This window comes from Aestuariivita sp. (assembly GCF_049276915.1).
Classification (GTDB): Bacteria; Pseudomonadota; Alphaproteobacteria; order Rhodobacterales; family Rhodobacteraceae; genus Aestuariivita.
This window is the reverse complement of sequence record NZ_JBASXK010000106.1, coordinates 26,529-48,803: the sequence shown is the minus strand read 5'-3', so window position 1 is coordinate 48,803 and position 22,275 is coordinate 26,529. Positions and strand designations below refer to the sequence as shown.

At 60.5% G+C, this 22,275-nt stretch carries 35 protein-coding genes; 32 read left to right on the top strand and 3 right to left on the bottom strand.

All coding sequences use genetic code 11. The features are described from left to right. From WAO69_RS11750 to rpmD, 23 genes are all read left to right on the top strand, one after another. Positions 1-76: hypothetical protein (locus WAO69_RS11750; protein WP_422177154.1), on the top strand; the 76-nt coding region annotated here is incomplete at its 5' end. Between the two features lie 155 nt (positions 77-231). Then, the gene (gene rpsJ / locus WAO69_RS11745) at positions 232-552 is read left to right on the top strand and encodes a 30S ribosomal protein S10 (RefSeq protein ID WP_100164040.1); all 321 of its coding nucleotides are present in this window, start codon (positions 232-234) and stop codon (positions 550-552) included. 16 nt (positions 553-568) lie between these two features. Beyond that, complete coding sequence (gene rplC / locus WAO69_RS11740; protein ID WP_422179287.1) at positions 569-1,435, top strand: 50S ribosomal protein L3; 867 nt, start codon at positions 569-571, stop codon at positions 1,433-1,435. Then, entirely contained in the window at positions 1,435-2,052 is a 618-nt protein-coding gene (gene rplD / locus WAO69_RS11735) for a 50S ribosomal protein L4 (protein WP_422179285.1), read from the top strand. The genes rplC and rplD overlap by 1 nt, the downstream gene beginning before the upstream one ends. Next, positions 2,049-2,345 carry a 50S ribosomal protein L23 gene (locus WAO69_RS11730; RefSeq protein WP_422179283.1) on the top strand — a complete coding sequence of 99 codons (297 nt, stop codon included), beginning with the start codon at positions 2,049-2,051 and terminating at the stop codon, positions 2,343-2,345. Before rplD ends, WAO69_RS11730 begins: the two co-directional genes overlap by 4 nt. Before the next feature lie 218 nt (positions 2,346-2,563). Continuing rightward, positions 2,564-3,481: a DMT family transporter gene (locus tag WAO69_RS11725; protein WP_422179281.1), complete on the top strand. Its 918-nt coding sequence runs from the start codon at positions 2,564-2,566 to the stop codon at positions 3,479-3,481. Between the two features lie 274 nt (positions 3,482-3,755). Continuing rightward, positions 3,756-4,598, top strand: coding sequence for a 50S ribosomal protein L2 (gene rplB, locus WAO69_RS11720; protein WP_422179279.1), 843 nt, complete (start codon positions 3,756-3,758; stop codon positions 4,596-4,598). A 3-nt stretch (positions 4,599-4,601) separates the two neighbouring features. Continuing rightward, complete coding sequence (gene rpsS / locus WAO69_RS11715) at positions 4,602-4,880, top strand: 30S ribosomal protein S19 (RefSeq protein WP_422179277.1); 279 nt, start codon at positions 4,602-4,604, stop codon at positions 4,878-4,880. 3 nt (positions 4,881-4,883) lie between these two features. Then, entirely contained in the window at positions 4,884-5,264 is a 381-nt protein-coding gene (gene rplV / locus WAO69_RS11710) for a 50S ribosomal protein L22 (RefSeq protein ID WP_422179275.1), read from the top strand. Beyond that, a complete protein-coding gene (gene rpsC / locus WAO69_RS11705; protein WP_422179273.1) occupies positions 5,264-5,974 on the top strand; it encodes a 30S ribosomal protein S3 in 711 nt (236 codons plus the stop codon). The genes rplV and rpsC overlap by 1 nt, the downstream gene beginning before the upstream one ends. Before the next feature lie 12 nt (positions 5,975-5,986). After that, a complete protein-coding gene (rplP, locus tag WAO69_RS11700) occupies positions 5,987-6,400 on the top strand; it encodes a 50S ribosomal protein L16 (RefSeq protein WP_422179271.1) in 414 nt (137 codons plus the stop codon). 143 nt (positions 6,401-6,543) lie between these two features. After that, on the top strand, positions 6,544-7,164 hold the full coding sequence (locus tag WAO69_RS11695) for a TIGR02466 family protein (protein ID WP_422179268.1): 621 nt from the start codon (positions 6,544-6,546) through the stop codon (positions 7,162-7,164). 157 nt (positions 7,165-7,321) lie between these two features. Next, positions 7,322-7,525, top strand: a complete 204-nt coding sequence (rpmC, locus tag WAO69_RS11690; protein WP_422179266.1) for a 50S ribosomal protein L29 — start codon at positions 7,322-7,324, stop codon at positions 7,523-7,525. Between the two features lie 11 nt (positions 7,526-7,536). Further along, on the top strand, positions 7,537-7,767 hold the full coding sequence (rpsQ, locus tag WAO69_RS11685; RefSeq protein ID WP_422179264.1) for a 30S ribosomal protein S17: 231 nt from the start codon (positions 7,537-7,539) through the stop codon (positions 7,765-7,767). Between the two features lie 76 nt (positions 7,768-7,843). Beyond that, complete coding sequence (rplN, locus tag WAO69_RS11680; protein ID WP_025045929.1) at positions 7,844-8,212, top strand: 50S ribosomal protein L14; 369 nt, start codon at positions 7,844-7,846, stop codon at positions 8,210-8,212. After that, positions 8,212-8,517, top strand: coding sequence for a 50S ribosomal protein L24 (gene rplX, locus WAO69_RS11675; RefSeq protein ID WP_422179262.1), 306 nt, complete (start codon positions 8,212-8,214; stop codon positions 8,515-8,517). The genes rplN and rplX overlap by 1 nt, the downstream gene beginning before the upstream one ends. Beyond that, positions 8,517-9,080 carry a 50S ribosomal protein L5 gene (rplE, locus tag WAO69_RS11670; RefSeq protein ID WP_422179260.1) on the top strand — a complete coding sequence of 188 codons (564 nt, stop codon included), beginning with the start codon at positions 8,517-8,519 and terminating at the stop codon, positions 9,078-9,080. The genes rplX and rplE overlap by 1 nt, the downstream gene beginning before the upstream one ends. A 21-nt stretch (positions 9,081-9,101) precedes the next feature. Then, a complete protein-coding gene (rpsN, locus tag WAO69_RS11665) occupies positions 9,102-9,407 on the top strand; it encodes a 30S ribosomal protein S14 (protein WP_422179258.1) in 306 nt (101 codons plus the stop codon). A 13-nt stretch (positions 9,408-9,420) separates the two neighbouring features. Next, the gene (gene rpsH / locus WAO69_RS11660) at positions 9,421-9,813 is read left to right on the top strand and encodes a 30S ribosomal protein S8 (RefSeq protein WP_422179257.1); all 393 of its coding nucleotides are present in this window, start codon (positions 9,421-9,423) and stop codon (positions 9,811-9,813) included. A gap of 10 nt (positions 9,814-9,823) precedes the next feature. Beyond that, positions 9,824-10,357: a 50S ribosomal protein L6 gene (gene rplF / locus WAO69_RS11655; RefSeq protein WP_422179255.1), complete on the top strand. Its 534-nt coding sequence runs from the start codon at positions 9,824-9,826 to the stop codon at positions 10,355-10,357. Between the two features lie 11 nt (positions 10,358-10,368). After that, complete coding sequence (gene rplR / locus WAO69_RS11650) at positions 10,369-10,728, top strand: 50S ribosomal protein L18 (RefSeq protein ID WP_422179252.1); 360 nt, start codon at positions 10,369-10,371, stop codon at positions 10,726-10,728. A gap of 179 nt (positions 10,729-10,907) precedes the next feature. Continuing rightward, complete coding sequence (gene rpsE / locus WAO69_RS11645; RefSeq protein ID WP_422179250.1) at positions 10,908-11,489, top strand: 30S ribosomal protein S5; 582 nt, start codon at positions 10,908-10,910, stop codon at positions 11,487-11,489. A gap of 5 nt (positions 11,490-11,494) precedes the next feature. Next, positions 11,495-11,683 (top strand): 50S ribosomal protein L30, encoded by a 189-nt coding sequence (rpmD, locus tag WAO69_RS11640; protein WP_422179248.1) that lies wholly within the window; start codon positions 11,495-11,497, stop codon positions 11,681-11,683. A gap of 162 nt (positions 11,684-11,845) precedes the next feature. Here the strand turns inward: rpmD and WAO69_RS11635 are convergent, their stop codons facing one another. Continuing rightward, a complete protein-coding gene (locus tag WAO69_RS11635) occupies positions 11,846-13,102 on the bottom strand; it encodes a DEAD/DEAH box helicase (protein ID WP_422179246.1) in 1,257 nt (418 codons plus the stop codon). A gap of 330 nt (positions 13,103-13,432) precedes the next feature. Between WAO69_RS11635 and WAO69_RS11630 the strand changes: the two genes are divergently transcribed. Further along, positions 13,433-14,641, top strand: a complete 1,209-nt coding sequence (locus tag WAO69_RS11630) for a cytochrome P450 (protein WP_422179244.1) — start codon at positions 13,433-13,435, stop codon at positions 14,639-14,641. Beyond that, positions 14,641-15,282, top strand: a complete 642-nt coding sequence (locus WAO69_RS11625) for a 2-hydroxychromene-2-carboxylate isomerase (RefSeq protein ID WP_422179242.1) — start codon at positions 14,641-14,643, stop codon at positions 15,280-15,282. Before WAO69_RS11630 ends, WAO69_RS11625 begins: the two co-directional genes overlap by 1 nt. Positions 15,283-15,291: 9 nt before the next feature. Here the strand turns inward: WAO69_RS11625 and WAO69_RS11620 are convergent, their stop codons facing one another. Together WAO69_RS11620 and WAO69_RS11615 are read right to left on the bottom strand one after the other, a co-directional pair. After that, positions 15,292-16,017, bottom strand: coding sequence for a vWA domain-containing protein (locus WAO69_RS11620; protein ID WP_422179239.1), 726 nt, complete (start codon positions 16,015-16,017; stop codon positions 15,292-15,294). Positions 16,018-16,049: 32 nt separating this feature from the next. Beyond that, a complete protein-coding gene (locus WAO69_RS11615; RefSeq protein ID WP_422179237.1) occupies positions 16,050-16,964 on the bottom strand; it encodes an ABC transporter transmembrane domain-containing protein in 915 nt (304 codons plus the stop codon). 230 nt (positions 16,965-17,194) lie between these two features. On the opposite strand from WAO69_RS11615, the gene rplO reads away from it, so the two are divergent. From rplO to WAO69_RS11580, 7 genes are all read left to right on the top strand, one after another. Beyond that, positions 17,195-17,668 (top strand): 50S ribosomal protein L15, encoded by a 474-nt coding sequence (gene rplO, locus WAO69_RS11610; protein ID WP_422179235.1) that lies wholly within the window; start codon positions 17,195-17,197, stop codon positions 17,666-17,668. Positions 17,669-17,777: 109 nt separating this feature from the next. After that, on the top strand, positions 17,778-19,145 hold the full coding sequence (gene secY, locus WAO69_RS11605; protein ID WP_422179233.1) for a preprotein translocase subunit SecY: 1,368 nt from the start codon (positions 17,778-17,780) through the stop codon (positions 19,143-19,145). Next, positions 19,142-19,786, top strand: coding sequence for an adenylate kinase (locus tag WAO69_RS11600; protein WP_422179231.1), 645 nt, complete (start codon positions 19,142-19,144; stop codon positions 19,784-19,786). The genes secY and WAO69_RS11600 overlap by 4 nt, the downstream gene beginning before the upstream one ends. Before the next feature lie 4 nt (positions 19,787-19,790). Further along, complete coding sequence (locus WAO69_RS11595; RefSeq protein WP_422179229.1) at positions 19,791-20,156, top strand: hypothetical protein; 366 nt, start codon at positions 19,791-19,793, stop codon at positions 20,154-20,156. Positions 20,157-20,356: 200 nt separating this feature from the next. Further along, on the top strand, positions 20,357-20,725 hold the full coding sequence (rpsM, locus tag WAO69_RS11590) for a 30S ribosomal protein S13 (RefSeq protein ID WP_422179227.1): 369 nt from the start codon (positions 20,357-20,359) through the stop codon (positions 20,723-20,725). A gap of 13 nt (positions 20,726-20,738) precedes the next feature. Beyond that, positions 20,739-21,128 (top strand): 30S ribosomal protein S11, encoded by a 390-nt coding sequence (gene rpsK / locus WAO69_RS11585; RefSeq protein WP_422179225.1) that lies wholly within the window; start codon positions 20,739-20,741, stop codon positions 21,126-21,128. A gap of 115 nt (positions 21,129-21,243) precedes the next feature. Then, entirely contained in the window at positions 21,244-22,260 is a 1,017-nt protein-coding gene (locus tag WAO69_RS11580; protein ID WP_422179223.1) for a DNA-directed RNA polymerase subunit alpha, read from the top strand. Positions 22,261-22,275 lie beyond the last annotated feature (15 nt).

Below are 22,275 nucleotides of genomic sequence, written 5' to 3'. Positions count from 1 at the left end.
ACAAGGCCTGCGCTTTGCCATCCGCGAAGGTGGCCGCACGGTTGGTGCCGGAGTTGTGTCCAAAATCACCGACTGATTTTGACACCGCAGACGGGCAGGGCGATTTCCCAAAAAATCGCCCGGAGCCCGGCTGGCAAGACATAGGGGCATTTGCCCGAAACGGTTCGATGAAGGGCGGCGGTGGTCGTCGTTCTTCCTCTCAACTGACAGACCCGAAAAGGGAATGAGACCATGGCCGTTCAAAGCCAAAACATCCGTATTCGGCTGAAGGCGTTTGACTACCGTGTGCTGGACGCCAGCACGCAGGAAATCGTCAACACAGCCAAACGGACCGGCGCGCAAGTGCGCGGGCCGATTCCGTTGCCAAACAAGATCGAGAAGTTCACCGTTCTGCGTGGACCTCACGTTGACAAGAAATCCCGTGACCAGTTCGAAATCCGCACGCACAAGCGCCTGCTGGATATCGTTGATCCGACCCCCCAGACCGTGGACGCGCTGATGAAGCTCGACCTGGCCGCTGGTGTGGATGTCGAGATCAAACTGCAATCGTAAATCGGAGGGCTTGGATATGTTGCGCTCTGGTGTGATCGCCAAGAAAGTGGGCATGACCCGCTTGTTCATGGAAGACGGACGGCAGGTGCCCGTGACCGTTCTGCAGCTTGATAAGCTGCAGGTCGTGGCACAACGCACAACCGAAAAGGATGGCTATACAGCTGTTCAGCTTGGTGCCGGTACGTCCAAGGTTAAACGTGTAAGCCAGGCCATGCGGGGGCATTTCGCCGCCGCCAAGGTCGAGCCCAAGCGTAAAATGGCCGAATTCCGCGTTGATCCGGAAAACCTGATCGGTGTGGGTGAGGAAATCACCGCTGACCACTACTTTGCAGGTCAGTATGTTGATGTTGCGGGTACATCGATCGGTAAAGGTTTTGCCGGTGCGATGAAGCGGCACAACTTCGGTGGTCTTCGTGCCTCGCACGGTGTGTCGATTTCACACCGTAGCCACGGCTCGACCGGTCAGTGTCAGGACCCCGGCAAGGTGTTCAAAGGCAAGAAAATGGCCGGCCACATGGGTGCTGCCCGTGTGACCACTCAGAACCTCGAGGTTGTCCGCACGGATGCCGACCGCGGTCTGATCATGGTCAAGGGTGCCGTTCCCGGCTCCAAGGGTGGTTGGGTGACAATCAAGGACGCGGTCAAGAAGCCGTTCCCTGAAAACGCCATCCTGCCCGCTGCTCTGAAATCGGCCGCAGAAGAAGCCGCGAAAGCCGCTGAAGCCGCCGCCGCAGCCGCCGCCGCCGAGGCAGAAGCCGAAGCCAAGCGTCTGGCCGAAGAGCAAGCCGCACAAGAAGCCGCCGCGACCAGCGAGGCCGAGGCACAGATCGAAGCCGATCAGTCGGGCGATGCGCCTGCTGAGAAAAAAGAGGGTGACGAATAATGAAACTCGACGTCATCAATCTGGACGGCGGCAAAGCAGGGTCTGTGGAACTTTCCGATGACCTGTTCGGCCTTGAGCCGCGTGCGGACATCCTGCACCGTGTGGTCCGTTGGCAGCGCAACAACGCGCAGGCCGGTACCCACAAGGTCAAGACCCGCTCCGAAGTCAAATACTCGACCAAGAAGATCTATCGCCAAAAGGGCACAGGTGGCGCACGCCACGGCGCGCGTTCGGCACCGATCTTCCGCGGTGGTGGTGTTTACAAGGGACCGGTTGTCCGCAGCCATGGGCACGACCTGCCGAAGAAATTCCGCAAGTTGGGTCTGAAACACGCTCTGAGCGCCAAGGCGAAAGCCGGTGAACTCGTTGTGATCGAAGCCGCAGAAGCCATGGGTAAAACCTCGGCACTGGCCAAGCAGGTGAAAAACCTGGGCTGGAAGCGCGCGCTGATCATCGACGGTGCAGCCGTGAACGAAGCGTTCGCCCAAGCCGCTCGCAACATCGAAGGCCTGGATATCCTGCCAACGATGGGCGCAAACGTCTATGACATCCTCCGCCGTGACACCCTGGTGATCACCAAAGCGGGTGTCGAAGCACTGGAGGCTCGCTTGAAATGAGTGCCAAGGCAGAACATTACGACGTGATCCGTAAGCCGATCATCACCGAGAAAACCACAATGGCCTCCGAAAACGGTGCCGTGGTCTTCGAAGTGTCGATCGACGCGAACAAACCGCAGATCAAAGAGGCTGTCGAAGCACTCTTCGGTGTCAAGGTGAAGGCCGTGAACACGACCATCACCAAGGGCAAGGTCAAGCGGTTCCGCGGCCAGCTGGGCAAACGCAAAGACGTCAAGAAAGCATATGTGATGCTCGAAGAGGGCAACACGATCGACGTGACCACCGGTCTTTAAGACGGTCACTTCGGATTGAAACAGACCCCGGCTTCGCAAGAGGCCGGGGTTTTTTCTTTGCGCGGGTGCAGGGCGCGCAGCTGTGCCGCCCCCATGCGCGGTCACGGCGAGCCGGGGCGGGCGGGGTTACCCAGCCGACACGAAATGGTCGCAAACGGTCGGCCCGCGGTGTCCTTGGCTTGTTAGGACAGGGCGGTGAACTCTACCGGGAGTGCCCCATGTCCAGCGTCGCCTTTGCCTCTGACACCGATATCAGCCACCGGCGTGGACTGTTTTACGTGTTCTCTGCAGGTGTGCTTTGGTCAACGGTCGGTCTGGGTATCCGCCTGATCGAAGAGGCCAGCGTCTGGCAGATCCTACTCTATCGCTCGATCGCGCTCAGCGTGTTCCTTTATGTCGTGATCCGTCTGCGCAGCGGTATCAGCCCATTTGCCCAGGCCCGCCGGGCCGGTCTGCCATCCGTGGTCGCCGGGCTGGCGCTGGTCGCGGCCTATCTGGGCGGGATCTATTCGATCCAGGTCATTCCCGTGGCCAATGCGCTCTTGCTGTTCGCCACCGCGCCCTTCATGACTGCGATCCTTGGCTGGATCGTTTTGCGCGAACGCGTCCGATCTGCCACATGGATTGCGATTGCGGTGGCTATCGGGGCCATCGGCATCATGGTGTCGGGGCAGACCGCTGCTGCGGCGGCAGACGGCACTCTGGCGGCCCTTGGCTCGGCCTTTGGTTTTTCGGTATTCACCGTGGCGCTGCGTTGGGGCAAATCCGGAGAAATGCTGCCTGCGGTATTCCTGTCCGGGCTGTTTGCGATCGTCATCACCTCGGCCGTCTGCCTCCTTCTGGGGCTGTCGTTTGTGCTGTCGCCGAATGATGGCGGCATCGCCTTGGGTATGGGGGTGTTCCAGGTCGGCGCGGGGCTGGTCTTGTACACGCTTGGATCGCGCACCTTGCCGGCCGCGGAACTGACCCTGCTGTCCCTTGCCGAAGTGATGCTGGGCCCGTTCTGGGTCTGGCTGTTTCTGGGAGAAGAAGCCTCTGCCCGCACGCTGATCGGAGGCTCGTTGCTGCTGGCGGCGATCGCGGGCAATGCCCTGTCCGGCGCGCGGCGCAAACCCCCGCCTGTCAGCCGGGTCTGAACCCCCGGCGTAATCTGCGCGCCGGGGTGCATTGCGCCGCGCGGAATTGGCCGGTTCCTGCGATCCTTTGGCAAAACGCGCGGAACCGCTTGACCTGAACCGTCGGTCTTTATAGGAGACACCATCGGCTTGGCCCCGGATTCGTCCGGGGCTTCGCTTTTGTTCGTATAGAACAGCTAACCCGGGCACCTAAGGGGGCCTATACCATGGGCGGCATTGCCGTCCTCACATATCGGTGGGGAAACCCACCTGAGCTAAACGGAAGACAGAAAGCATGGCACTCAAGTCGTACAAACCTACGACGCCGGGCCAGCGCGGGCTGGTGCTGATCGACCGTTCGGAGCTGTGGAAAGGACGTCCTGTCAAATCCTTGACCGAGGGTTTGACCAAGTCGGGCGGCCGGAACAACACCGGACGGATCACATCACGCAGGCGTGGTGGTGGGGCGAAACGCCTTTACCGGATCGTAGACTTCAAACGGAACAAAATGGATGTGGCGGCGACCGTCGAACGGATCGAATATGACCCGAACCGGACCGCCTTCATCGCTCTGATCAAATACGCGGACGGCGAACAGGCCTATATCCTGGCGCCACAGCGTCTGGCGATCGGCGACCAGGTGATTGCTGCGGCCAAGGCCGACATCAAGCCCGGTAACGCGATGCCCTTCTCGGGCATGCCGATCGGTACCATCGTGCACAACATCGAGATGAAGCCCGGCAAGGGCGGGCAGATCGCACGCGCTGCGGGCACCTATGCCCAGTTCGTGGGTCGTGACGGTGGCTATGCGCAGATCCGTCTGTCCTCGGGCGAACTGCGTCTGGTGCGTCAGGAATGCATGGCTACTGTTGGTGCGGTGTCCAACCCCGACAACAGCAACCAGAACTTCGGCAAAGCCGGCCGCATGCGTCACAAGGGCATCCGCCCGTCTGTGCGTGGTGTGGTCATGAACCCGGTCGACCACCCCCACGGCGGTGGTGAAGGCCGGACCAGTGGCGGCCGTCACCCGGTGACCCCATGGGGCAAGCCGACAAAGGGTGCAAAGACCCGCAACAAGAACAAGGCGTCGTCCAGGCTCATCCTGCGCTCGCGCCATGCCAAGAAGAAAGGGCGCTAACACATGAGCCGCTCTGTTTGGAAAGGCCCCTTCGTCGACGCTTATGTCCTGAAAAAGGCAGAAGCTGCGCGTGAGTCGGGCCGCAATGATGTGATCAAGATCTGGTCGCGCCGCTCAACGATCCTGCCCCAGTTCGTGGGTCTGACGTTTGGCGTGTACAACGGTCAAAAGCACATTCCCGTCAACGTCACCGAAGACATGATCGGTCAGAAGTTTGGTGAATATTCGCCAACTCGGACCTATTACGGTCACGCGGCTGACAAAAAAGCGAAGCGGAAATAAGCCATGAGCAAGGACAAGAATCCCCGGCGCGTGGCAGATAACGAAGCAATGGCGAAACTGCGCATGCTCCGTACATCCCCGCAAAAGCTGAATCTGGTGGCCGCAATGATCCGTGGCAAGAAGGTGGACAAGGCTCTCAATGACCTGACCTTCTCGAAAAAGCGGATCGCGCAGGACGTGAAGAAATGCCTTCAGTCCGCAATTGCGAATGCTGAAAACAACCACAACCTTGATGTGGACGAGCTGATCGTGGCCGAGGCCTGGGTCGGAAAGAACCTGACCATGAAGCGCGGTCGCCCGCGTGCCCGTGGCCGGTTCGGCAAGATCGTCAAGCCGTTTTCCGAGCTTACCATCAAAGTGCGTCAAGTTGAGGAGCAAGCCTAATGGGTCATAAAGTCAATCCAATTGGCATGCGCCTGCAGGTCAACCGCACCTGGGACAGCCGCTGGTATGCCGACACCAAGGATTACGGCGATCTTCTGCTGGAAGATCTCGCGATCCGCGACTTCATCAAGGAAGAATGCAAGCAGGCCGGCGTGGCCCGCGTGATCATCGAACGTCCGCACAAGAAGTGCCGCGTCACGATCCACACGGCGCGCCCCGGCGTCATCATCGGCAAGAAAGGCGCGGATATCGAAACCCTGCGCAAGAAAATCGCCGCGATGACCAAAAGCGAGCTGCACCTCAACATCGTTGAAGTGCGCAAGCCCGAGCTGGACGCGCAACTGGTCGCCGAGTCGATTGCTCAGCAGCTGGAACGCCGGGTGTCCTTCCGTCGCGCCATGAAGCGCGCCGTGCAGAACGCCATGCGTATGGGTGCCCTTGGCATTCGTGTGAACGTTGCGGGCCGTCTTGGTGGTGCCGAGATCGCGCGGACCGAATGGTATCGTGAGGGCCGTGTGCCGCTGCACACGCTTCGCGCGGATATCGACTATGCAACCGCCGAAGGTATGACCGCTTATGGCATCATCGGCATCAAGGTCTGGATCTTCAAAGGCGAGATCATGGAGCACGATCCAAGTGCCCGCGATCGCAAAGCCCAAGAGCTTCAGGATGGCCCGGCACCTCGCGGTGCTATGGGCGGCCGCCGGTAAGGAGACAGACAAATGCTTCAACCAAAGCGTACGAAGTTCCGCAAGCAGTTCAAGGGCCGGATCAAGGGCGAAGCCAAAGGCGGCAGCGACCTGAACTTTGGCACCTACGGACTCAAGGCGACCGAGCCAGAGCGTGTGACCGCGCGTCAGATCGAGGCAGCCCGCCGCGCGATGACCCGCCACATGAAACGGCAAGGCCGCGTCTGGATCCGGATTTTCCCGGATGTACCCGTCACCTCCAAGCCGACCGAAGTGCGGATGGGTAAAGGTAAGGGCTCCGTGGATTACTGGGCCTGCAAGGTCAAACCAGGCCGCGTGATGTTCGAGATCGACGGCGTCAACGAGGACATCGCCCGTGAGGCCCTGCGCCTTGCCGCGATGAAACTGCCGGTGAAAACCCGCGTCGTTGTCCGCGAAGACTGGTAAACGGAGCGCCCGGCGCACCGCACACGGTTACGAACCCATAACCCCCGTCGGGAAACCGGCGGGGGTTATGCCATTGTGATGATATTGCGGCAGCGATCATTCTTTCCTCGCCCGCCGCACAAGAGCAGGGTAAACACAGCCCCATGTCGACAATCTCCTCCCTCTTCGTGACCCGCCTTTACCGTGCGGCCTTGTCTGATCACGGCACGCCGCTTGACCCTGCCGAATTGGAAGCCTCGTGCTATTCCATCGCCGAAGATGATGACGCGGGTCAGACCTGGTCCGAGGAGAACGGCTATCCCGGCTATACCTCCTATGCGTCGCTGACCGACCTGCCGTGGCGCTTCCCGATCTTTGCCGACATGGTCACCGCTCTGGATCAGCATGTGGCCGATTTTGCCGGAGATCTCGAATTCGATCTGGACGGTCGCGCGCTCAAGCTTGAAGACATCTGGATCAATATCCTGCCCGAAGGCGGTTCGCACAGCTCGCACATTCATCCTCATTCGGTGATCTCGGGTACGACATATGTAAAAGTGCCCGATGGGGCAGGGGCGTTGAAACTCGAAGACCCGCGCCACGCGATGATGATGGCCGCCCCCGCGCGCCTCAGAACCGCGCGCGCCGAGTTGAAGCCCTTCATCTATATCACCCCCGAACCGGGTGAGGTGGTAATGTGGGAAAGCTGGCTGCGCCACGAGGTGCCGATGAACCAGTCCGAAGACGACCGCATCAGCATCAGCTTCAACTACCGCTGGGAGTGAGGGCCTCTTCCCCCGGCCAAGCCTGAAACGGCTCGGAAAAACAAAGGGGTTGCTTTCTCACGGACACAGTCGTAAACGGCCCACTCATCATGAACTCCACTGGAATCAGGGTGACGCCTTTTGGCGGCCCGCCAGTGATGTTGAAAGGAAGACGGCAATGAATGCCAAGGAACTGCGTGACAAGACGCCCGATCAACTTCGGGAAGAGCTTGCCAACCTGAAAAAAGAAAGCTTCAACCTGCGTTTCCGTCAGGCCACGGGCCAGATGGAAAACACGGCCGGTATCCGGGCGGCACGCCGCAACGCGGCCCGCGTGAAGACCATTCTGAACGAAAAAGCCGCATCTGCGGCCAGCGAATAAGGAGAGCGACCATGCCAAAGCGTATCCTATCTGGCGTCGTAACCTCTGACGCGAACGAACAGACAGTGACCGTGTCCGTGGAACGCCGTTTCACGCATCCGGTTCTGAAAAAGACCATCCGTAAGTCCAAGAAGTACCGGGCTCACGATGAAAAGAACACATTCAAGGTGGGCGACGCCGTGCGCATCATCGAATGTGCACCAAAGTCGAAAACGAAACGCTGGGAGGTTTTGGAGGCGTAAGCCAACAAAATCTTTCGGTTTGATCGAAACCCTGAGGACAAGGCAATAAAGCCCCTCAAAGGTCGGGAGTAACCTCATGATCCAGATGCAGACCAATCTGGATGTTGCTGACAATAGCGGCGCTCGCCGTGTTCAGTGCATCAAGGTCCTGGGTGGTTCCAAGCGTAAGTACGCATCCGTCGGCGACATTATTGTCGTGTCGGTCAAGGAAGCCATCCCACGCGGCCGCGTAAAGAAGGGTGACGTCCGCAAGGCCGTCGTCGTACGCACCGCCAAAGAAGTCCGTCGTGACGACGGCACAGCGATCCGGTTCGACCGGAATGCCGCTGTTATCCTGAACAACAACAACGAGCCTGTGGGCACCCGTATCTTCGGGCCCGTGGTGCGCGAGCTTCGTGGCAAGAACTTCATGAAGATCATCTCGCTGGCTCCGGAGGTGCTGTGATGGCTGCCAAACTCAAAAAGGGCGACAAGGTCGTCGTGCTTGCCGGCAAGGACAAGGGTAAAGAGGGCGAAATCCTTTCTGTAAACCCCAAGTCCGGCAAAGCCGTCGTGGATGGTATCAACATGGCCATCCGTCACACTCGTCAAAGCCAGGCCAGCCAGGGCGGCCGCATCCCCAAGGCGATGCCGGTCGATCTGTCCAACCTGTCGATTATCGACGCTAACGGCAAACCCACACGCGTTGGCTTCCGCATGGAAGACGACAAGAAAGTGCGTTTCGCCAAGACCACGGGGGACGTGATCTGATGCTTGATGCTGCAACCTATACCCCGCGTCTGAAGGCCCAGTACCGCGACAGCATTCGTCCGGCTCTGAAGGAAGAGTTCGGTTACAAGAACGACATGCAGATCCCGTCGCTGGAAAAGATCGTGCTGAACATCGGCTGTGGCGCCGAAGCGGTCCGTGACTCCAAGAAGGCCAAATCGGCCGTCGAAGATCTCACCAAGATCGCAGGCCAGCAGGCACTGACAACCAAAGCCAAGAAATCCATCGCGGGTTTCCGGGTGCGGGAAGACATGCCTCTAGGTGCCAAGGTAACCCTGCGCGGCGACCGGATGTATGAATTCCTGGACCGTCTCATCACCATCGCAATGCCCCGTATCCGCGACTTCCGCGGCGTTTCGGGCAAAAGCTTTGATGGGCGTGGCAACTATGCCATGGGCATGAAAGAGCACATCGTCTTCCCCGAGATCGACTTCGACAAGGTCGATGAAGTCTGGGGCATGGACATCGTGATCACCACCACAGCGAAAACCGACGCTGAAGCCAAGGCGCTGTTGAAGCTTTTCAACATGCCCTTCAACAGCTGAAGCAGCGGAGAGAGAAGAGATATGGCTAAGAAATCCATGATCGAACGCGAAAAGAAGCGTCAGCGCCTGGTGGAGAAGTATGCTGCCAAACGTGCCGAGCTGAAAGTTATCGCGAATGACGAAACCAAGCCGATGGAAGAGCGTTTCAAGGCGCGCCTGAAGCTGGCGAAACTGCCGCGCAACTCGTCCGCCACCCGGCTGCACAACCGCTGCCAGCTGACCGGTCGTCCGCACGCGTATTATCGCAAACTGAAAATCAGCCGGATTGCACTCCGCGAGCTTGGCTCGTCGGGTCAGATCCCCGGCATGGTGAAATCGAGCTGGTAAGGGAGAGCATGAGATGAACGATCCTATCGGCGATATGCTCACCCGTATCCGTAACGCTCAGATGCGCGGCAAATCCACCGTGATCACACCCGCGTCCAAACTGCGCGGCTGGGTTCTGGATGTGCTGGCGGACGAAGGTTACATCCGCGGCTATGAAGCAACCACAGGCAAGGACGGCCACCCGGCCATCGAAATCAGCCTGAAATATTACGAAGGCACTCCTGTCATTCGCGAAATCAAGCGGGTCTCCAAACCCGGTCGTCGCGTTTACATGGGCGTCAAAGACATCCCCACGGTCCGTCAGGGTCTGGGCGTGTCGATTGTCTCCACCCCCCGGGGTGTGATGTCGGATGCCAGCGCACGGGCCGCCAATGTCGGCGGCGAAGTGCTCTGCACGGTCTTCTAAGGAGGGTATCATGTCTCGTATTGGTAAAAAACCGGTCGAGCTGCCCAGTGGCGTCACCGCCACCGTGTCCGGCCAGACCATCGAAGTAAAAGGGCCCAAGGGCACCCGCAGCTTCAAAGCAACCGACGATGTGACAATCACCGTCGACGGCAATGTCGTCAAAGTTGATCCGCGCGGCAAATCCAAGCGCGCGCGTCAGGAATGGCGCATGTCCCGCACGCAGGTGGCAAACCTTGTCACCGGCGTCACCGATGGCTTCAAGAAAGAGCTTGAGATCACCGGCGTCGGCTACCGGGCTCAGATGCAGGGCAACACCCTGAAGCTGAACCTGGGCTACAGCCACGACGTGGATTTCGAGACTCCGGCTGGTGTCACAATCACAGCGCCCAAGCAGACCGAGATTGTTGTCGAAGGTATCGACCAGCAACAGGTCGGCGAAGTGGCCGCCAACATCCGCAAGTGGCGTGCGCCCGAGCCCTACAAGGGCAAAGGTATCCGCTACAAGGACGAGTATATCTTCCGCAAGGAAGGTAAGAAGAAGTAAGGACCGGACACATGGCAAACAGCAAGAGACAACTGTTTCTGAAGCGCCGTATGCGCGTTCGGAACAAGCTTCGCAAAGTGAACGCAGGGCGCGCGCGCCTCTCGGTTCACCGCTCGAACAAGAACATTTCCGTGCAACTCATCGACGATGTGCGCGGCGTGACGCTGGCTTCGGCCTCGACGCTCGACAAGGACCTCGGTCTTTCGGGCAAGAACAACGTCGAAGCAGCTTCCAAGGTGGGCGCGGCAATTGCCGAGCGTGCCAAGAAAGCAGGCGTGAGCGAAGCGTATTTCGATCGCGGCGGCTTCCTCTTTCACGGCAAGGTCAAGGCTCTGGCCGAAGCCGCGCGTGAAGGCGGTCTGAAAATCTGATGGTCTGCCGGGCCCAGGCCCGGCAGTCCCGGTTACTGGCCGATGCCGGGTTCAGGCCCGGCATTCGTGCTAAGATGCAGGCGGGTGTCACCCTGCCTCGATGATCGAGGGGCCATCAGGCCCACTACGATTGACCTCATCGGCGCAAAAGCGCGCCACCTGAATAAAGGACTGTCCATATGGCAGAACGTGAGAATAACCGCCGTGGTAACCGTCGCGAGCGCGAAGAAACCCCCGAATTCGCCGATCGCCTGGTCGCGATCAACCGCGTGTCCAAGACCGTAAAAGGTGGTAAGCGCTTTGGCTTTGCTGCTCTCGTCGTGGTCGGAGACCAGAAAGGCCGCGTCGGTTTTGGCAAAGGTAAAGCCAAGGAAGTGCCCGAAGCGATCCGCAAGGCCACCGAGCAGGCGAAACGCCAGATGATCCGCGTGCCGCTGCGCGAAGGCCGTACACTGCACCACGATATCGAAGGACGTCACGGCGCTGGCAAAGTCGTCATGCGCACCGCGCCTGAAGGTACCGGGATCATCGCAGGTGGTCCGATGCGTGCCGTGTTCGAAATGCTGGGTCTGAAAGACGTGGTCTCCAAGTCGCAGGGCTCGCAGAACCCCTACAACATGATCCGCGCGACCATGAACGGTCTCACGAAAGAGCAATCGCCCCGTTCGGTCGCTCAGCGTCGCGGCAAGAAAGTCGCCGACATCCTGCCCAAGCGGGAAGACGCGACAAACACATCCACCCAAGTGGCTGAGGAGGCTTGATCCAAATGGCAAAGACAATCGTGGTCAAACAGATCGGCTCGCCGATCCGCCGCCCCGCCAAACAGCGTGCAACGCTGATCGGTCTGGGCCTGAACAAGATGCACAGAACTCGCGAACTGGAAGACACACCTTCCGTGCGCGGCATGGTCGCATCGATCCCGCACATGGTCGAGATCATCGAAGAGAAGGGCTAAGCCCGCCTCTGATCACCCAAAGACACAACGCCTCGGCTGATCGCCGGGGCGTTTTGCGTTTCAGCCCCGCGCTCAGGCCTGCAAGAGGGTCCAAGCGACATCGCCAAATGCAAAACGCCCGAGGCACAGCCCCGGGCGTTTCAGCATTCACTCAGATCTGGCTCAGGCCGCTGCGCGTCCGCCGCCGCCATTGCTGTTGCGACCACCACCCTGATTGCGGCCCCGTCCACCGGGGCGACGCGATCTCTGCTGCGGCTTGCCGCCCTTGCGCTCGGGCTTGGTCTCGGCACCTTCCCAGGGACGACCCGAGGCGATGGGAATGTCGCGCTTGATGGTTTTCTGGATCGCGCGCAATTCGCCGACCTCCGCCGGAGAGCAGAAGGCAATCGCCGCGCCATCCTTGCCAGCCCGCGCCGTGCGCCCGATGCGGTGCACATAGTTGTCCGGCACATTGGGCAGGTCAAAGTTATAGACGTGACGCACATCCGGGATATCCAGGCCGCGCGCCGCCACATCCGTGGCCACCAGCACCTTCAGCTCGCCCGAGCGGAATGCGTTCAACGCACGCTCGCGCTGCCCCTGGCTTTTGTTGCCATGTACCGAGCCTGCCGAGAATCCGGCGCGCTCAAGCGACTTCATCAGCCTTTCCGCACCGTGTTTGGTGCGTGAAAACACCAGCGCCAGCTCATCGCGGTGTTTGCCCAGAAGCTCGATCAACAGACCGGTCTTTTCGGTCTGGGCAATGAAATGCACCGATTGCGTGACCTTGTCGGCCGGTTTGCCCGGAGGGGCCGTTTCCACCCGCACCGGATCCGTCAGATAGGTCGAGGCCAGTTCGTTCATCTGCTTGGGCATGGTGGCCGAGAACAGCATGGTCTGACGCTGTTTGCGCAGAAGCGGCGCGATCTTGCGCAGCGCATGGATAAAGCCCAGGTCCAGCATCTGGTCGGCCTCATCCAGCACCAGGTATTCGGTCTGGTCCAGACGCACGGCCTTGCGGTCCAACAGGTCGATCAGACGGCCCGGCGTCGCCACCAGCACATCCGTGCCTCGTTGCAGCCGGTGGATCTGCGGGTTGATGCCCGCGCCGCCAACCACAAGATTGATGCGCACCGCCGTGCCATCGGCATAGGCACGCAGATTGTCCTGGATCTGTTTTGCCAGCTCCCGAGTGGGTGCCAGGATCAGAGCCCGGACGGATTTCGGATCAGGGCGACCCTCCCGGCGCAACAGCGCCGTCAGCAGAGGCAGGCCAAAGGCCGCTGTCTTGCCTGTGCCGGTCTGTGCCAGCCCCATCAGGTCACGCCCGTTCATCAGATGCGGAATCGCTTTTGTCTGAATGGGTGTGGGTTCGGTAATGCCAAGCTTTTGCATGTTGGCGGAAAGGCGGGGCGTCAGCCCCAGCATGTCAAAATCCAAATCGGATATCCTTTGTGAAAGCGGCACGTCTTCGCGCCGCAAAAACCGGTGACCCGCGTTCGTCATGAACCGGGTGTCGCTTCAGGGTTGCGTCTTCACTCAGATCAGGGCCGGATTGCCCAACAGACCCGTCAAGACGTCTGCCCCCCGCGTGAAATGGGAACTTTGGGAAAGGTAAGGTCGGTACGCGTGCAAACGCGGGCTGCTCACGCGGCAGCGCCGTCCTTGCGGGTCATATGGAGGGATCGACCGGCAAAGTCAACTGTTGTGCAAATATCCTTGCCTCATGGCGGGTGTGCGGTCACAGTGCAGGTGGGAGGATTGATAAGCATGCTTACGGAAATCGAGTCATTCGACCTCAACACGATCGGGCGCGACTTTATCCAGGATCCGCACCCGACGCTGCATTGGCTGCGCGCCAACAGCCCGGTGCACTACAATGCCGACGGGTCCGTCTTTCTGACCCGCCATGCCGATTGCCTCAAGGTCTATCAATCGCGCGACATGCTGTCGGACAAACAGGAAGAGTTCGGCAAGAAATTCGGCCAGTGCCCGCTGCACAGGCATCACACCACCTCGCTGATCTTCAACGATCCGCCCTATCACACCACGGTGCGCAAGCTGATTGCCGGTGCCTTCACGCCGCGCAAACTGGCCGAGATGGAAACCCTGATCGAAGGCATCGTCGATCGCCTTCTGGATGATGTCGAGGACAAGGGCGAACTCGACCTCATTCCCGACTTCGGGATGATCCTGCCGACGGAAATCATCTCCTTCATGCTGGGCATCCCGGAAGAATACCGCACCAAGCTGCGCGGTTTCTCGCTGGCGATCCTTGGAGCGCTGGATCCGGTTGTGCCGCCCGAACGCCTTGAACTGGGCAATGAGGCGGTCACGGAATTCTCCGAGATCCTCACCGAACTGATCGACCACCGCCGCAACAACCCCGAAGGGGCGACACAGGGCGAGGTGCTCGAAGCGCTGATCTTTGGCGAATATAATGGCCGCCGCCTCACCCAGGAGGAGCTGATCCAGAACTGCATCTTCCTGCTGAATGCCGGTCACGAAACCACCACCAGCATGGTCGGCAACTCCATCGGCCTGCTGCTTGATAATCCCGACCAGCATCGCCTGCTGCTGGACGAGCCGGACCATATCGGCACCGCCGTGGAAGAATTCCTGCGGGTTCAAAGCCCGCTGCAGATCGGCAACCGTCTGGCCGGCGAGGATATCGAACTGCCCTCGGGGACGATCCCCAAAGGCACCTATATCCACACCTCCATCGGCGGGGCCAATCGCGACCCCGAGGTGTTTGCCGATCCCGACCAGCTCGACATCACCCGCAAGCCCAACCGCCATATCGCCTTCATCACCGGCATCCACGTCTGCCTCGGAGCCTCTCTGGCGCGGGCCGAGGGGCGCATCGCGCTGGGGCGTTTCATCAGACGCTTTCCCAAGCTGCAGGCCAACGGCCCGCGCGCCGTCATGCCGCTGGCGCGCTTCCGGGGGTTCTCGTCTCTGCCCATCCGGGTCAACTGATGACGCGGATCGACTATTTCTACTCGGCCCATTCGGCCTATGCCTATCTTGGTGCGTGCGCACTCCATGACATCTGCGCGCGACACGGGGCGGTGCTCGTCCACAAACCCTTCGCCCTCAGCCCCGTTGTCGAACAGCAGGGCAGCCTGCCGTTCCGCGCCCGCACCCAAGCCCATGTGGATTACTTCTTTGGCCGGGAAATCGAACGCTGGGCCGAATGGCGCAATGTCGAGATCCTGCGCTTCCGCCCCACCTTTCACGACACAGACTACGGTCTGGCGGCGCGCATGATCCTAGCACTTGGCACGCAGGGGCCGCAGGTGGATGCTTTGTCTTTTGCCATCCTGCAGGCCCATTGGCGCGATGATGCGGATCTGTCGGACCGTCCCACTCTGGCGGGCATTGCGGCACAACTGGGCCATGACGGGGAAAAACTGCTGGAACAGGCCGATAGCGGCGCATGTCGTCAGGCCTATGATGCCAACACCCACGAGGCGACGGGCCTCTGTGTCTTCGGCTCACCCACCTATATCGTAGAGGGCGATCCGTTCTATGGTCAGGACCGGCTTGAGATGGTCGAGCGCGCCCTGACACAGCCGTTCAAGCCGCACAGCTGGCAAAACCCCGGCGTCACCCGGTAAGGGCGCGGCTCAGCCCGCCATCCGCCCTGTGCCCTCAACCCGGCCGATCAGCGCGCAGCCCAGCGTGCTGCGCAGGGCCTCGGCCAGTTCATCCACCGTCTCGGTCGAGACATACATGCCGCCGGTCCGGTCAGCCAGGCATTTGGCCACGGTAATCCCTTCATCATAGGATTGCTGTTCGGGATTGTCCCAGCTGAAGAAATCCACGATCACCTTGAAGCCGATCACATGCACCGTCAGATCCGCCGCCTCCCGCGCCAGCGCGTCACCCAGGGCGCAGGGCCGCCCGCCGCAGGTTTCGTTGCCATCGGTCACCAGCACAACAATGCCGGGCCGGTTGCGGTAATCCAGCGCCTCGACCGCCTGTTCGACCGAGGCCGCAAGCGGGGTCAGACCCTTGGGTATCAGCGCCTCGACCGCGTCGATGATGGGGGTGGCGGCATTTTCGATCGGACCAAAGCGCAGATCGATATTGCTGCAGGCCTCCAGAGGGCCGGGGCCATAGACCAACAGGCCGACCCGGCGATAGGGCGTGATATCGGGCATCGCATCGCGCATCGCTTGGCGCGCCTCCACGATGCGCGTGGGCTTTGAGATGTCGAACTCCACCTCATTCATCGAGGCCGAGCCGTCAAACACCAGCATCGCATCCGCCGCGCAGCCCGGTGCCGCGGGCAGGGCGGTGGCGGACGCAGCAAGGCTCAGGGCCAAGGTAAGCGCGGGCAGGGCTTTCATCGGGGGATCATGCCATCCTTTCATGGCCCGGATCAACGCCCCTCCACCACCAGGCCGCGCAGCAGGTCATACTTGACGCGGTTGGCGCTCACCTGCCGATAGAAGGCGATCAGGAAGGTGGTGGGCCCTTGCAACCGGCTCAGGCCCAAAGTTGCGGCGACAACAGTCCCCACATCGGTCTCGCCGTTGATCACGAACCATCCCCCCAGCATCAGGACCGCAACCGTGCCTGCGCCGTTGATCGCGCTCAGGATGAACTTGGTCGATAGCTTCCACTGAAACATGCGTCGCCGCACCCCGTAGATGCGATCGAAATCCTCGAGGATCCCGGCTTGCAGCGCGCTCAGGTCATCGGTTGCGATCTTGTCGGTTGTGGCGCGCAGCACCCGGACACGTTCGCCGACCAACCGGTTCACCTCATTTTGTGTCAGCAGCACGATGATGACCTGAGGAGCGATGATCCCGACCGCCAGCAGGCCCAACCCCGGCTGCGTGGCGGCGACAAAGGCGATCACGCTGATCAGCGTGCCCACCTGCATCACCGGATCCGAGTAGGCGCTGCCGGCAAACTTGCCCAGATCCTCAGCCTCTGCCGACACCGCGGTCGAGAGCGTTCCGCCATAGATCGGGCGATGCCCCGCGCCTTCGGTGACGACCGCCGTGACCAATCGGCCCCGGATGGTGCGAATGACATCCTCCCCCAGCAGGCTGGCAAGGTATCCATTGAGCCATTTCAGCCCCAGGCTCAGCAGAATCACCGCGATCATGCCCGCGCCCAGCTTCAAGAGCTCGGCATGGCTTGCTCCGCTCGCACTCAGCAGGTTGATGATGTCCTGCTGAAACTTCAGCGGGGCGGCGGCCAGCGCCGCAATCAGAACCGCCAGAATGATCAGCGCTATCTGCCGTTTCGCGCTGACCCGCCATATCGCTGCATAAAGCTGATACATCCCTATTCCTTTTGTGATGCGCCCTGATGGTACACACTGCCGCCCGGTGCCGTGGGAAACAAGCAATCCCGCCCCGCTTTCACGCCAGAGCGCGCAGCGCCCCTTGATCCGCGCGCGCACCCCGTCTATACGCCCCCGGTGGTCCTGTTGGTGCCACAGAATCAACAGCAAGAAACGCCGTGGTTGGCCCATTACGCTTCGGGGGCCACATCCGGCAAAGGAGAAGCGTTATGAGACTCAATGAACTGCACGACAATCCCGGTGCAACCAAGAAACGCAAGCGCGTTGCCCGTGGCCCCGGTTCCGGCACGGGTAAAACCGCCGGCCGTGGTGTAAAAGGTCAGAAATCCCGCTCGGGTGTGGCGATCAACGGGTATGAAGGCGGTCAAATGCCGCTCTACCAACGTCTGCCAAAGCGTGGCTTCAACAAGCCGAACCGCAAGAAATTCGCCGTTGTGAACCTTGGCCTGATCCAGAAATTCGTCGATGCCAAGAAAATCGACGCCTCTGCCGACATCACCGAAGACGCCCTGGTCGCCAGCGGCCTCGTGCGCCGCAAACTCGACGGGATTCGCGTTCTGGCAAAGGGCGATGTGACGTCCAAGCTGACCATCGCGGTCTCCGGTGCTTCCAAGTCCGCGATCGACGCGGTTGCGAAAGCGGGCGGCTCACTGACGGTCACAAACACGGTCGCGGCCGAGTAACAGCTTGTGACGGGCGGCTTGCCCGCCTACATAGGCATCAGTTTTCCATAGTCGCCGCCCGTGCCGGAAAACGGCTCAGGGCGGCGTTCGCATAAGAGAGACCTCGTTCATGGTATCAGCCGCCGAACAAATGGCCGCGAATACAAGCTGGTCGGCCCTGGGCAAAGCCACCGACCTGCGCAATCGCATCCTGTTCACCCTGGGCCTTCTGATCGTCTATCGCCTCGGCACCTTTATCCCGGTGCCCGGTATCGACGGCGTCGCGCTGCAGGAATTCATGGAGCAGGCGGGCCAGGGTATCGGCGGCATGGTCTCGATGTTCACCGGCGGCGCTTTGGGCCGCATGGGGATCTTTGCCCTTGGCATCATGCCCTATATCTCGGCCTCAATCATCGTTCAGCTTCTCACCGCCATGGTGCCGGCGCTTGAACAGCTCAAGAAAGAGGGCGAGCAGGGCCGCAAGAAGATCAACCAGTATACCCGCTACGGCACGGTGGCCCTGGCCACGGTTCAGGCCTATGGCCTTGCGATATCGCTCGAAGCGGGCGATCTGGCCACCGATCCGGGCCTCTATTTCCGCCTCAGCTGCATGATCACGCTGGTGGGCGGCACCATGTTCCTGATGTGGCTGGGTGAACAGATCACCGCGCGCGGCGTCGGCAACGGTATCTCGCTGATCATCTTCGTCGGCATCATCGCCGAACTGCCCGCCTCGCTGGCGCAGTTCCTGGCCTCCGGTCGCTCCGGTGCCCTGAGCCCCGCCGTGATCATCGGTGTGATCGTGATGGTCATCGTGGCGATCACCTTCGTGGTCTTCATGGAGCGCGCCCTGCGCAAGATCCATATCCAGTATCCGCGCCGACAGGTCGGCATGAAAGTCTATGACGGCGGCTCCTCGCACCTGCCGGTCAAGGTGAACCCCGCATCGGTGATCCCGGCGATCTTCGCCTCTTCGCTGCTGCTTTTGCCGATCACGATCTCGACCTTCTCGGGCGACAGCTCGGGCCCGATCATGTCGACCCTGCTGGCCTATTTCGGGCCGGGACAGCCGCTCTATCTGCTGTTCTTCGCGGCGATGATCGTGTTCTTCACCTATTTCTACACGTTCAACGTCTCGTTCAAACCCGATGATGTGGCCGACAACCTCAAGAAGCAGAACGGCTTTGTTCCGGGTATCCGTCCGGGCAAGAAGACGGCGGAATATCTCGAATATGTGGTCAACCGCATCCTCGTTCTGGGCTCGGGCTATCTGGCGCTGATCTGTGTGCTGCCGGAAATCGTGCGCGCCGAACTGGGCATTCCGTTCTTCTTTGGAGGTACATCGGTGCTGATCGTGGTTTCGGTCACGATGGACACGATCCAACAGGTTCAAAGCCACCTGCTGGCCCATCAATACGAAGGCCTGATCGAGAAAAGCCAATTGCGCGGTAAACGCGACGGCACCAGGAAAAAGAAGAAGGCTCCGACGCGTCGATGAATATCATTCTGCTGGGCCCTCCGGGGGCCGGAAAAGGCACCCAGGCGCGGCGTCTCGTCGATGAACGCAACATGATCCAGCTAAGCACTGGAGACATGCTGCGCGAGGCCCGCACCAGCGGAACCGAAATGGGCAAGATCGTCGCCGACGTGATGGATCGCGGAGATCTTGTGACCGATGAAATCGTCATCGGCCTCATCCGCGAAAAGCTCACCACGGGGCAGGCTGGCGGGGGCTATATCTTCGACGGCTTTCCCCGCACGCTGGCCCAGGCCGACGCATTGGGCACCCTGCTGGGCGAGCTGGGCGAAACCCTCGACGCGGTGATCGAAATGTCCGTGGATGATGACGCGCTGGTCAGCCGCATCACCGCGCGCTCGACCTGCGCGGCCTGCGGTGAGGTCTATAATGACATCACCAAACCGATCCCCGCTGACGGCAGATGCTCCAACTGCGGTCAGACCACTTTCACCCGCCGCGCGGATGATAACGCCGACAGCCTGCGCACCCGGCTCATGGCCTATTACAAGCAGACCTCACCGCTGATCGGCTATTACTATGCCAAGGGCGACCTGACGTCGGTGAACGGTCTGGGCGAGATCGAGGATGTTGCCGCCGAGATCAGGACTGTCCTCGGGTAAAATCATGTTGCGCGCCGCCGTCCTTCTTGCGCTCATCGCATCCCCTGCCACGGCCGAGGTCTTTGTGAACAATCCCGGCTTCTGCAACGCAACGGATGGCGAACAAGAGCTTGCCGGCACCGCCTATCTCACTGCGCAGGGCATCGAGGCGCATTGGGCCTCGTGTTATTGGACCGAAGGCGGTCAGACCTATGCCAAGGGCCTTGATACCCGCCTGACAGCAACATGTGACGATGGTGCCCGGCAATGGACGATGACCGCATCGGTCAGCGTGAATAATCAGGGCCGGGTGCAAATCTGGGCTGATGGGGTCAACCCGCTGCCCGAGTATTATTTCCCGTGTTCGGCCTGGGGATACAAAAACCCTTGACGCCCTTGCCTATGGGTTGACGCCCCGCACGATCCCCCATAAGTAGCCCCATCTTGGCAACAAGAATCAAACTGCAGGCGTGGGTCGCTCCCGCATCCTGCTGACCACCTCAAATCGCGGCCCGGCGGCATATGCCCACCGGGCCATAGTTGTGAAAAAAGGGCCCGGCGTAACGGGCCCGCGACGAAAGGATACTCCACGTGGCACGTATTGCCGGCGTAAACATCCCCACTGCAAAGCGGGTGCCAATCGCCCTTACCTATATCACCGGCATCGGCAACACCTCCGCGCGCGCGATCTGCGACGCCGTCGGTATTGACCAGACCCGCCGGGTCAACGAATTGTCTGACGCCGAAGTGCTCTCGATCCGGGAACATATCGACGCCAACTACACTGTCGAAGGCGACCTGCGCCGCGACACGCAGATGAACATCAAACGCCTGATGGACCTGGGCTGCTACCGTGGCCTGCGCCACCGTCGCAACCTGCCAGTCCGTGGTCAGCGCACCCACACCAACGCTCGCACCCGCAAAGGCCCCGCAAAGGCCATTGCCGGCAAGAAGAAATAAGGGGGTCTGACCGATGGCACGCGATAAGAAAACCGTCAAGAAGAAGGCCCGCAAGAACATCGCCGCTGGTGTGGCGCATGTGAACTCGACCTTCAACAACACCAAGATCCTGATTTCCGACGTGCAGGGCAACGCGATCTCGTGGTCGTCCGCCGGTACGATGGGCTTCAAGGGCTCGCGCAAATCGACACCCTATGCCGCGCAGCTGGCCGCAGAAGATGCGGGCCGCAAGGCACAGGATCACGGCGTGAAAACGCTCGAAGTCGAAGTGCAGGGCCCGGGCTCCGGCCGTGAAAGCGCCCTGCGCGCTCTGGCCGCTGTCGGCTTCAACATCACCTCGATCCGTGATGTCACCCCGATGGCGCACAATGGCTGCCGCCCGCCCAAACGCCGCCGCGTCTAAGGCACTGATTTACTGCTGGGGCCGCGTGTTTTTGCACGGCCCCAGTCCGCATTTTTGATCCCTCGGGAGTCTTGTTCTTACGGACATGGGAACAAGACAGGAATGGAGGCTCTACATGATCCACAAGAATTGGGCTGAACTGATCAAACCGACCCAGCTTGACGTCAAGCCAGGCAACAACCCCGCACAGACAGCCACGGTCGTCGCAGAACCGCTTGAGCGCGGCTTTGGTCTGACACTGGGTAACGCCCTGCGCCGCGTGCTGATGAGCTCGCTGCAAGGTGCCGCGATCACATCCGTTCAGATCGACAACGTTCTGCACGAGTTCTCCAGCGTGGCCGGTGTGCGTGAAGACGTCACCGACATCGTTCTGAACCTCAAGGGCGTGCGCATCCGCATGGAGGTCGAAGGCCCCAAGCGCGTATCGATCAACGCCAAGGGCCCCGCGGTCGTCACCGCCGGTGACATCTCGGAATCCGCAGGTATCGAGATCCTCAACAAGGATCACGTGATCTGTCACCTGGATGATGGTGCCGAAGTCTACATGGAACTGACGGTCAACACCGGCAAAGGCTATGTCTCTGCCGACAAGAACAAGCCGGAAGACGCGCCCATCGGCCTGATCCCGATCGACGCGATCTATTCGCCTGTGACCAAGGTCTCCTATGACGTCCAGCCGACCCGCGAGGGCCAGGTTCTGGACTATGACAAGCTGACCATGAAAGTCACCACGGACGGCTCGCTGACACCGGATGATGCCGTGGCATTCGCCGCCCGCATCCTGCAGGACCAGCTGTCGATCTTCGTGAACTTCGATGAGCCCGAAAGCGCCTCCCGTCAGGACGATGACGACGGCCTGGAATTCAACCCGCTCCTGCTCAAGAAAGTCGACGAGCTGGAACTGTCGGTCCGCTCTGCCAACTGTCTCAAGAACGACAACATCGTCTATATCGGCGATCTCATTCAGAAAACCGAAGCCGAGATGCTGCGCACCCCGAACTTCGGCCGCAAGTCGCTCAACGAGATCAAAGAGGTTCTCAGCGGCATGGGTCTGCATCTGGGCATGGACGTCGAAGACTGGCCGCCCGACAATATCGAAGACCTGGCCAAGAAATTCGAAGACGCGTTCTGACGCGTCTTCGTATGT

Excerpts from the sequence above, each read along its gene's own strand:
- rplV (WP_422179275.1), top strand. The coding sequence starts at position 4,884 with ATGAGCAAGGACAAGAATCCCCGGCGCGTGGCAGATAACGAAGCAATG.
- rplO (WP_422179235.1), top strand. The coding sequence starts at position 17,195 with ATGAGACTCAATGAACTGCACGACAATCCCGGTGCAACCAAGAAACGC.
- rplB (WP_422179279.1), top strand. The coding sequence starts at position 3,756 with ATGGCACTCAAGTCGTACAAACCTACGACGCCGGGCCAGCGCGGGCTG.
- WAO69_RS11600 (WP_422179231.1), top strand. The coding sequence starts at position 19,142 with ATGAATATCATTCTGCTGGGCCCTCCGGGGGCCGGAAAAGGCACCCAG.
- WAO69_RS11620 (WP_422179239.1), bottom strand. The coding sequence starts at position 16,017 with ATGAAAGCCCTGCCCGCGCTTACCTTGGCCCTGAGCCTTGCTGCGTCC.
- WAO69_RS11725 (WP_422179281.1), top strand. The coding sequence starts at position 2,564 with ATGTCCAGCGTCGCCTTTGCCTCTGACACCGATATCAGCCACCGGCGT.
- rplE (WP_422179260.1), top strand. The coding sequence starts at position 8,517 with ATGCTTGATGCTGCAACCTATACCCCGCGTCTGAAGGCCCAGTACCGC.
- rplP (WP_422179271.1), top strand. The coding sequence starts at position 5,987 with ATGCTTCAACCAAAGCGTACGAAGTTCCGCAAGCAGTTCAAGGGCCGG.
- rpsK (WP_422179225.1), top strand. The coding sequence starts at position 20,739 with ATGGCACGCGATAAGAAAACCGTCAAGAAGAAGGCCCGCAAGAACATC.
- rpmD (WP_422179248.1), top strand. The coding sequence starts at position 11,495 with ATGGCAAAGACAATCGTGGTCAAACAGATCGGCTCGCCGATCCGCCGC.
- rpsH (WP_422179257.1), top strand. The coding sequence starts at position 9,421 with ATGAACGATCCTATCGGCGATATGCTCACCCGTATCCGTAACGCTCAG.
- rplF (WP_422179255.1), top strand. The coding sequence starts at position 9,824 with ATGTCTCGTATTGGTAAAAAACCGGTCGAGCTGCCCAGTGGCGTCACC.
- secY (WP_422179233.1), top strand. The coding sequence starts at position 17,778 with ATGGTATCAGCCGCCGAACAAATGGCCGCGAATACAAGCTGGTCGGCC.
- rpsE (WP_422179250.1), top strand. The coding sequence starts at position 10,908 with ATGGCAGAACGTGAGAATAACCGCCGTGGTAACCGTCGCGAGCGCGAA.
- WAO69_RS11615 (WP_422179237.1), bottom strand. The coding sequence starts at position 16,964 with ATGTATCAGCTTTATGCAGCGATATGGCGGGTCAGCGCGAAACGGCAG.
- rplC (WP_422179287.1), top strand. The coding sequence starts at position 569 with ATGTTGCGCTCTGGTGTGATCGCCAAGAAAGTGGGCATGACCCGCTTG.
- rplN (WP_025045929.1), top strand. The coding sequence starts at position 7,844 with ATGATCCAGATGCAGACCAATCTGGATGTTGCTGACAATAGCGGCGCT.
- WAO69_RS11730 (WP_422179283.1), top strand. The coding sequence starts at position 2,049 with ATGAGTGCCAAGGCAGAACATTACGACGTGATCCGTAAGCCGATCATC.
- WAO69_RS11625 (WP_422179242.1), top strand. The coding sequence starts at position 14,641 with ATGACGCGGATCGACTATTTCTACTCGGCCCATTCGGCCTATGCCTAT.
- rpsS (WP_422179277.1), top strand. The coding sequence starts at position 4,602 with ATGAGCCGCTCTGTTTGGAAAGGCCCCTTCGTCGACGCTTATGTCCTG.
- rpsJ (WP_100164040.1), top strand. The coding sequence starts at position 232 with ATGGCCGTTCAAAGCCAAAACATCCGTATTCGGCTGAAGGCGTTTGAC.
- WAO69_RS11595 (WP_422179229.1), top strand. The coding sequence starts at position 19,791 with ATGTTGCGCGCCGCCGTCCTTCTTGCGCTCATCGCATCCCCTGCCACG.
- rpsQ (WP_422179264.1), top strand. The coding sequence starts at position 7,537 with ATGCCAAAGCGTATCCTATCTGGCGTCGTAACCTCTGACGCGAACGAA.
- rpmC (WP_422179266.1), top strand. The coding sequence starts at position 7,322 with ATGAATGCCAAGGAACTGCGTGACAAGACGCCCGATCAACTTCGGGAA.
- rplR (WP_422179252.1), top strand. The coding sequence starts at position 10,369 with ATGGCAAACAGCAAGAGACAACTGTTTCTGAAGCGCCGTATGCGCGTT.
- rplX (WP_422179262.1), top strand. The coding sequence starts at position 8,212 with ATGGCTGCCAAACTCAAAAAGGGCGACAAGGTCGTCGTGCTTGCCGGC.
- rpsC (WP_422179273.1), top strand. The coding sequence starts at position 5,264 with ATGGGTCATAAAGTCAATCCAATTGGCATGCGCCTGCAGGTCAACCGC.
- rpsN (WP_422179258.1), top strand. The coding sequence starts at position 9,102 with ATGGCTAAGAAATCCATGATCGAACGCGAAAAGAAGCGTCAGCGCCTG.
- rplD (WP_422179285.1), top strand. The coding sequence starts at position 1,435 with ATGAAACTCGACGTCATCAATCTGGACGGCGGCAAAGCAGGGTCTGTG.
- WAO69_RS11580 (WP_422179223.1), top strand. The coding sequence starts at position 21,244 with ATGATCCACAAGAATTGGGCTGAACTGATCAAACCGACCCAGCTTGAC.
- WAO69_RS11695 (WP_422179268.1), top strand. The coding sequence starts at position 6,544 with ATGTCGACAATCTCCTCCCTCTTCGTGACCCGCCTTTACCGTGCGGCC.
- WAO69_RS11630 (WP_422179244.1), top strand. The coding sequence starts at position 13,433 with ATGCTTACGGAAATCGAGTCATTCGACCTCAACACGATCGGGCGCGAC.